Origin of the sequence: Micromonospora yasonensis (assembly GCF_026013475.1) — a bacterium.
Taxonomy (GTDB): Bacteria; Actinomycetota; Actinomycetes; order Mycobacteriales; family Micromonosporaceae; genus Micromonospora; species Micromonospora yasonensis.
Genome location: NZ_JAPDPH010000307.1, coordinates 1 through 7040, shown reverse-complemented (window position 1 = coordinate 7040; position 7040 = coordinate 1). Strand labels below are relative to the sequence as shown.

Sequence of the window (7040 nt, the reverse complement as noted above, 5' to 3'; positions counted from 1 at the left end):
TGCCCGCGCAGGTCTTCGGCGACCTGGAGATCAGCCCGGAGGCCGGCGAGGTGCGGCGGGCCGGCCAACCGGTCGCGGTGACCCGCACCGAGTTCCGGCTGCTGTGCGAGCTGGCCGAGCACGCCGGCCGGGTGCTGTCCCGGCAGCAGCTGCTGCGGCGGGTCTGGGGGTACGACACCGGGGACGAGCGTCTGGTCGACGTGCACGTCGGCCGCCTCCGGCAGAAGATCGAGCCCGACCCGGGCAACCCCCGCCACCTGGTCACCCTGCGCGGTCTCGGCTACAAGCTGCAGCGATGACCCGGCTCGGACTGCGGGCCCGGGTGACCGCGGCATTCGCCGTCGGCGCGCTGCTGCTCGCCGCGTCGATGGCGCTGTTCTCGTACGACCTGACCCGCCGCTCGCTGCTCGACGAGCGGGAACGCACCGCCGTCCGGGCCGCCTACTACGACGCCGCGATCGTCCGGTCCGGGCTGGACACCGAGACCCCGGACGTGGTCGCCGTGCTCCGCTCCCTGGACACCGGCAGCAGCCGCCGGCCGCTGCTGCACCTGCCCGACGGCTGGTACGCCCGTACCGCCGAGACCGGCGGTGGCGCTATCCCGGCGGAGCTGCAACAGCTGGTCCACGCCGGACAGCCGGGCGTGCAGCGGGTCCGGATCGACGGGCAGCCGACCCTGCTGGTCGGCATCCCGCTCGCCGGCGGGGTGGGCTACTACGAGCTGACCTCGCTGCGGGAGGTCGAGGAGACCTTCCAGGTGGTGGGCCTGGCGCTGACCGCGGTCGCCATCATGGTCGCCGGGGCCGGCGCCGCGCTCGGCTGGTACGCCACCCGGCACAGCGTGCGCCCGCTGACCGCGGTCGCCGACGCGGCCGAGCGGATCGCCGCCGGTGACTTCACCACCCGGCTGGATCCGACCACCGACCCGGACCTCACCCGGCTCTCCAGCTCGTTCAACCACATGGTCGACCAGTTGGTGCGCCGGATCGAACGCGACCGTCGGTTCGCCGCCGACGTCAGCCACGAGCTGCGTTCACCGCTGCAGACCCTGGCCGCCGCCGCCAGCGTGCTGACCCGCCGCCGCGAGCACCACGACGAACGGACCGCCACCGCCGCCGGCCTGGTCGCCGACGAGGTGGCCCGGTTCCAGCGGCTGGTCGACGACCTGATCCAACTCGCCCGTACCGAGCAGCCGGCGCAGCGGGAGACCGTGGACGTCGCGGCGCTGGCCCGGGAGGCCTGCCTGGCCCGCGCGCTGCCGGAGCGGCTCGTCCAGGTGCCCGCCGGCACTCCCACCGAGTGGCGGATCGACCGGCGGCGGGTCGAGCAGATCCTGCTCAACCTGCTCGACAACGCCGTCCGCTACGGCGGTGGACCGGTCGCCGTCCGGCTGTCGCTCGGCGACGGCGGGGCCGGGGTGATCGACGTCGACGACGACGGTCCCGGCGTACCCGCTGGCGACCGGGAGGTCATCTTCGACCGCTTCGTGCGCGGCCGCGCCGCGCACGCCCGCGCCGGCACCGACGGGACCGGGCTCGGCCTAGCGCTGGTGGCCCAGCACGCCGCCGCCCACGGCGGGCGGGCGAGCGTCGTCGACCGGAAGCCCCGGGGTGCCCGGTTCCGGGTCGAACTGGCGGAGGTGCGGTGATGCGTCGACGCCTCGCGGCGGTCCTGCTCGTGGCGCTGCTCGGGGGCTGTGGCGTGCCGGTGGACGACTCGCCGCGGCCGCTGCTGCCCCCGCGCGGCTCGTTCCCGAGCCCGGCGGACACGGCGACCGCCGATCCCGACGGGCGGGTCGACGAGACTCTCTGCTTCGTCCGGAACGACCGGCTGGAGGCGCTCACCCGCTGGGTCGACGGGATCCCCGATGTCGACACCCAGTTGCAGCACCTGCTCGCCGGGCCGGACGACGCGGAACGGGACGCAGGCATGGCCACCGCCCTGCCGGGCACGATCACCGTCGCCGGAGCCACCGCCACCGGCACCGTGGCGATGGTCGACGTACGGGAGGCCGGGGACGAGACCGGCCGCAGCGACGAGGTGCTCGCCTTCGGGCAGATCGTCTGCACCCTGACCCATCGGTCGGACGTCGACAGCGTCGCGTTCCGGCGGGACGGTCAGCCGCTGGCGGTGCCCCGTGCCGACGGCTCCCTGTCCGCGCTGCCGCTGACGGCCGCCGACTACCGGCCGCTGCTGATCCGCTGACCCGGCCGGTCGGCGTCGGCCCGGCTCATCGGCCGGAGGCCGGGGCTCCGTTCGCGCGGCGGATGTCGAGCAGGTGGTGTTCACCCTCGTGGACGGTGTGCTGCCCGAGCCAGAGGACCGTCCGGACCTGCCGTTGCGGCCAGGGGTAGACGCCGGTGCGGGTCAGCTGCGCCGGGTCGAGTGCGGCGAACCGGGCCGCCAGGTCGTCGGCGGCCGCGGCCAGTTCGGCGAGGACAGTCGCCGGCTCCTGCTCGTTGTACCGGTCCGCGACGGCCCGTTCGTCCCGGCCCATCGGGAGGAACTCCGGTTCGTCGAGCCGCAGCGCCAGGGCGAGTCGTTCGCCCTGGACGCGGAGCACGTCCCGGACGTGGCACGTGTACTCCAGCGGCGACCACACCGCCTCGGCCGGCCGTCGGCGCAGGTCCGCCACCCCGGTCAGGGCGGTCGTGAACCGCCCGCCAAGTCCACGGAGGAGTGCCGGCAGCGCCTCGCCCGGCACGTTGGCATAGACGAACAGACACTCGTCGCACCGATCCACGAAATGGAGGATATGCCGTCACCCCCCGCGCCTCGACCCGCCGCCTTCCTGTGGCCCTCGTCGCAGCCGAACCAGCGCAACCAAAGGAGGTGTCTGCTGGCGTTCAGGCGATTTGTCCATCGTCCGTTCGGTTGATTCGGTGGCGGCGATTGGTCTAGGGTGACTGGCACGACCGGTGCTTGGGAGGCACCCGTTCTCCTCAGGACAGGAAGGGCAGCATGACCACGACGACCATCGCGCCGACGACGACCACCGACGTGCACCGCGGCACGGTGACCGGCGAGGAGTCCCGCGCCAGCGAGCTGATCGCCGCCCTGTCCGCGCTGCCCGAAGGGCATCCGGACCGGCCGGCGCTGCGGAACGAGGTCATCGAGGCGTGGCTGCCGCTGGCCAACCACCTCGCCGCCCGGTACAGCGGCCGGGGCGAGCCGGCCGGCGACCTGGCCCAGACCGCGGCCCTCGGCCTGATCAAGGCGGTCGACCGGTTCGACGCCTCCCGTGGCGTGGACTTCGCCGGCTTCGCGATCCCGACCATCCTCGGTGAGATCAAGCGCCACTTCCGCGATCGCACCTGGAACATCCGGGTCCCGCGTCGCCTGCAGGAGCTGCGGCTGCGCATCTCCGAGGCGAACGGCACGCTCACCCAGACGCTCAACCGGGCGCCCACCGTGGCCGACATCGCCAGCCACCTCGACCTCACCGAGGAAGAGGTCCTCGAGGGCCTGGAAGGCGCCCGCGCCTACAACGCCGTGTCGCTGTCCACCCCGATCGGTGACGGCGACCGCACCACCGAGCTCGGCGACACCCTCGGCACCGACGACAACGAGTACGAGCTGGCCGAGCTGCGCGCCTCGCTCGGCCCGGCCCTGGCCACGCTCGACCAGCGGGAGCAGAAGATCCTGACCCTGCGCTTCTACGGCAACCTGACGCAGAGCGAGATCGCCGCCCGGGTCGGGGTGTCCCAGATGCACGTCTCCCGGCTGCTCGCCCGCGCGCTGACCAAGCTGCGCGGCCAGCTCACCGAGGCCTGACCCGCACCGGCCGCGCACCGCGACCCGGCTCCCCCCGGTGGCGAGACGAACGCGGTGTTCGGGTTCTGCGCGCGCAGCTGGCGACCAGGCCGCGACCCCCGGGAAGCGGCGGTGCCGCGGCTTCCCGGGGGCGTTTTCGCGCAGTCTCACTCTCGGCCCGGCCGGAGCCGGAAATTGTCACCGATCAGGTGGTGAACCTGAAGTAGGCGCGGTGCTGGAATCCGTTGTCGAGGGTGAGGACGAACTCGCGGCAGGTGCCGGCCCAGCTGGGGTCGGTCTTCCACGGGTAGTTGTACTGGCCGTTCGCGTTGACCGACAGCTGTGATCCGCCCGGGTTCTGTGCGGCCACGGGGGTGGGTCGCGGGGTGATCGGCCCGTCGGGGTTGACGGTCTTGAGGGTGTCGCAGTCGACCAGGCGGGAGTACGGCGAGCCGCTGGCGAGGATGTCCAGGCCGCGGTCCGCGGCGAGCTGGAACTTCATCGGTACGGCGTCACCGGCGACGACCGTGTTGAGGGCCGGCTGGACCGCCCGACCGACGAAGTCGCCGCGGCAGGACGGGTGGGTGTCGAACGCCTCGGTGTTGTCGTCGCGGGCGGTGGTGCCCTGCACGGCGCTGTAGCCGAGGCCACGGCGGGCGAAGGAGCCCCAGATGAGGCAGGCGTTCTCGCCACCGGTCAGCGCCGCGTCGGCGGCGATGATGGCGTTGCGGCCGGTGACGAAACCGGGCCCGCAGCCCTGCATCTTGAGCCCGTCGACGACCAGCTGGATGGCCAGGTTGTTGCCGCCGGTGTTCCAGGGGTCGTAGACGTTGGGGTTGAAGCCGTGCCGGTCGATGAGGTTCCAGGTCATGTCCCACAGCACCGAGGCCCAGGCGTGGCCGATGCCGTGCGGCACGGCCAGCGAGGTGCCGTTGAGCCAGCCGCCGGTCTTGATGCCGTCGTAGGTGAACGGCTGGATCTCCATGTTCCGGGAGTACGGCCGCGGCCGGATGCCGCCGCCGTGCCGGTCGTCCTGGAACAGGACGTACGGCCCCATGCCGCGCTGCCCGTCGGCGGTGTCGAACTTCGGGTCGAGCAGCATCGTGACCGCGAGGAAGTCGCTCCAGCCCTCACCCATCTGCTCGTTGCCGGTGAGGCAGTTGACCGTCGGGCCACCGGTCAGCCGGTTGGAGATGCCGTGGGTGTATTCGTGGATGACCACACCGGCGTCGAGGTCACCGTCGCGGATGCCCGGGTGGTTCGGGTGCTTGCGTACCGTACCCGTGACCTCGCCCGCCGCGATGGCGGCCTTGATGGTGGCCCCGTCGGCCTGGGTCACGGCGACGGCCGGGATGGTCACCGGCGCGCCGGTCATGGCTCCGGTGAGCACCGGTGCGCTGCCGCTGGCGTTGTGGGCGACCACCAGCGCCGCGGCGCCGAGCGACTGCGCGACCTGGGCCCGCTGGAGGTAGCTGCAGGCGGTGGTGCCGCCGTCGGCCACGCTGATCCACGCACCCGCCGGCAGACCGCCGGGGTAGGTCGCGGTGGTGCAGCCGGTGCCGGCGTACACGAACCGGTGGTTGGGCAGCCCGGCCACGGTCGGCGCCGGAGAGAACCGCGACCAGGACGCGTCGAACGAGCCCACGCCGTCCACGACGACCTGGTTGGGGCTGCCGAACTGGGTGCCCGGCCAGAGGTACATCTGCATCCGTGGGGCACCCACGCCGTCGACCGCCGGGGTGGAGAAGTTCGCGTTGTTGGTGCCGCCGCCGTCGGCCGCCTCGGCGCGGACGTAGTCACCGCCCGCGCCACCCCGGCCGTAGTTGTTCGCCTGGAAGTTTCCCGACACCTCGTCGAAGCCGTACCGGTAGGTGACGTCGTGGATGATGTTGTTCCAGTAGAAGAGGTTGGCGGTCGCCGCGTCCCGGTAGTTCTGCGCGTGCTCGGTCAGGTCGAGCGGGAAGTCGAAGGACCGGTTCGCCCCGCCGTCCGGGCTGCTGCCCGCGTCGGGGGCGTTGTTGTTGTCCTGGTCCTGGTAGGCGTGGGCGTTGTTGCCCTGGGTGGTGGTGTACTCGGCGCCGGGGGCGCCGTCGGTGTCGTGCCAGCCGTGCGGGGAGGCCGCCGAGTCCGCCGGGTCGGTCACCAGGGTCCGCGGCCCGTCGTTCGGGCTCTCCACCGGCCCGGCGAAGACCCGGTAGCTCGAACCATCCTGCACCGGGTTGCGTGAGCCGAAGGCCCCGCTGTTCAGCGTCGTCGACCGGTTCGGCGCGCTGCGGTCCAGGTTGCTCGCGACCTCCTGGACGTCCTCGTGGCTGGTCCAGTCGTCGGCCTTGAGCAGGTCGCCGGTCTGGGCGTCGACGGTGGCGTTCCACAGGTGGACGTCGGACGAGTCGTCGATCACCAGCTGCCAGGCCAGGCGGAGCCCGTCGTCGGTGGGCTGCCAGCCCAGCTTGGCGGGGATCGGCTGGTCGGAGATGCCGCTGCCGGACACGACGGTGCGCTGGGCCGGGCCGCCGGCGCGGCTCATCACCCGCGGGTTGGCCGGATCGGCCAGGTCGAGGGCGTCGGCGGCGGCCTGGACCGCCTCGACCGGGTCGAGGGACGCCGTGCCGGAGGCCTTGTCCGACAGGCCGGACACCAGGTTGTCGCCGACGAAGACGACGCTGCCGTCGCGGGCGATGTTGACGGTGGCGGTGGCGCCGAAGACATCCAGTTCTTTGTAGCGCTGCGCCAGGTTGACATGGGTCACGCCGTTGTGGCGGCTGGTGTAGCTGGAGGCCACCGCGAGGTCGGTGAGGTCGGTGGCACGGACGCCGTACCGGGCCGGATGCGCGCGCAGGTAGCTGGCGGCGATGTCGTTCGCCGCGCCCTCGTTGGGGCCGGTGAGGAAGAGCGGGTTGGCGGGACCGGCGTCCTCAGGGGCCGCCGAGGCGGCCTTCGCGGTCAGCGGCGTCAGGGCCGCGACGAGGGTCGTGGACAGCAGCAAGGCGGCCTTGCGGCGGCGACGGTACGGACGGGGATGGAGGGGCACCGCTGCTCCCTTCTGGGGGTCGGAAAAGACAGCATGGAGCGCCGATTCACGACCGGCGCCGCGGTCCGCCGCGCTGATCCGCGACGCTCGCCGGATGGTCACGGTCGGTGACCGGGCCCGTGCGAGGTGAATGGTCTCGACGCTACGGTGCGGCTCGTCTCCCGATCATCCGACGCCTGGCGAACATTTCCGCCGGCCGGTCCTACGCCTGTCGTGCCCCGACCGGTCGAGCCGAGGCGTGGTCGTCGAGCACCAT

The 7040-nt window shown here is 72.7% G+C and carries 6 protein-coding genes; 4 read left to right on the top strand and 2 right to left on the bottom strand.

Annotated elements, in window-relative coordinates:
- The 3 genes from ONA70_RS33605 to ONA70_RS33595 form a co-directional block, all read left to right on the top strand.
- Positions 1–299, top strand: a 299-nt coding sequence (locus ONA70_RS33605) for a winged helix-turn-helix domain-containing protein (RefSeq protein ID WP_265010509.1), incomplete at its 5' end; no start/stop codon positions are given.
- Positions 296–1648, top strand: coding sequence for a sensor histidine kinase (locus ONA70_RS33600; protein WP_265010508.1), 1353 nt, complete (start codon positions 296–298; stop codon positions 1646–1648). The genes ONA70_RS33605 and ONA70_RS33600, both read left to right, overlap by 4 nt.
- Positions 1648–2205: a GerMN domain-containing protein gene (locus ONA70_RS33595; RefSeq protein ID WP_265010507.1), complete on the top strand. Its 558-nt coding sequence runs from the start codon at positions 1648–1650 to the stop codon at positions 2203–2205. The genes ONA70_RS33600 and ONA70_RS33595 overlap by 1 nt, the downstream gene beginning before the upstream one ends.
- 25 nt (positions 2206–2230) lie before the next feature.
- On the opposite strand, the gene ONA70_RS33590 is transcribed toward ONA70_RS33595, so the two are convergent.
- Positions 2231–2743, bottom strand: coding sequence for a DinB family protein (locus tag ONA70_RS33590; protein WP_265010506.1), 513 nt, complete (start codon positions 2741–2743; stop codon positions 2231–2233).
- Between the two features lie 218 nt (positions 2744–2961).
- On the opposite strand from ONA70_RS33590, the gene ONA70_RS33585 reads away from it, so the two are divergent.
- Entirely contained in the window at positions 2962–3774 is an 813-nt protein-coding gene (locus ONA70_RS33585) for a SigB/SigF/SigG family RNA polymerase sigma factor (RefSeq protein WP_265010505.1), read from the top strand.
- Positions 3775–3958: 184 nt separating this feature from the next.
- Here the strand turns inward: ONA70_RS33585 and ONA70_RS33580 are convergent, their stop codons facing one another.
- Positions 3959–6784 (bottom strand): M36 family metallopeptidase, encoded by a 2826-nt coding sequence (locus tag ONA70_RS33580; protein ID WP_265010504.1) that lies wholly within the window; start codon positions 6782–6784, stop codon positions 3959–3961.
- Between the last annotated feature and the right edge of the window lie 256 nt (positions 6785–7040).

Coding starts and splice junctions, on each gene's coding strand:
- ONA70_RS33600 (WP_265010508.1), top strand. CDS start 296: ATGACCCGGCTCGGACTGCGGGCCCGGGTGACCGCGGCATTCGCCGTC.
- ONA70_RS33595 (WP_265010507.1), top strand. CDS start 1,648: ATGCGTCGACGCCTCGCGGCGGTCCTGCTCGTGGCGCTGCTCGGGGGC.
- ONA70_RS33585 (WP_265010505.1), top strand. CDS start 2,962: ATGACCACGACGACCATCGCGCCGACGACGACCACCGACGTGCACCGC.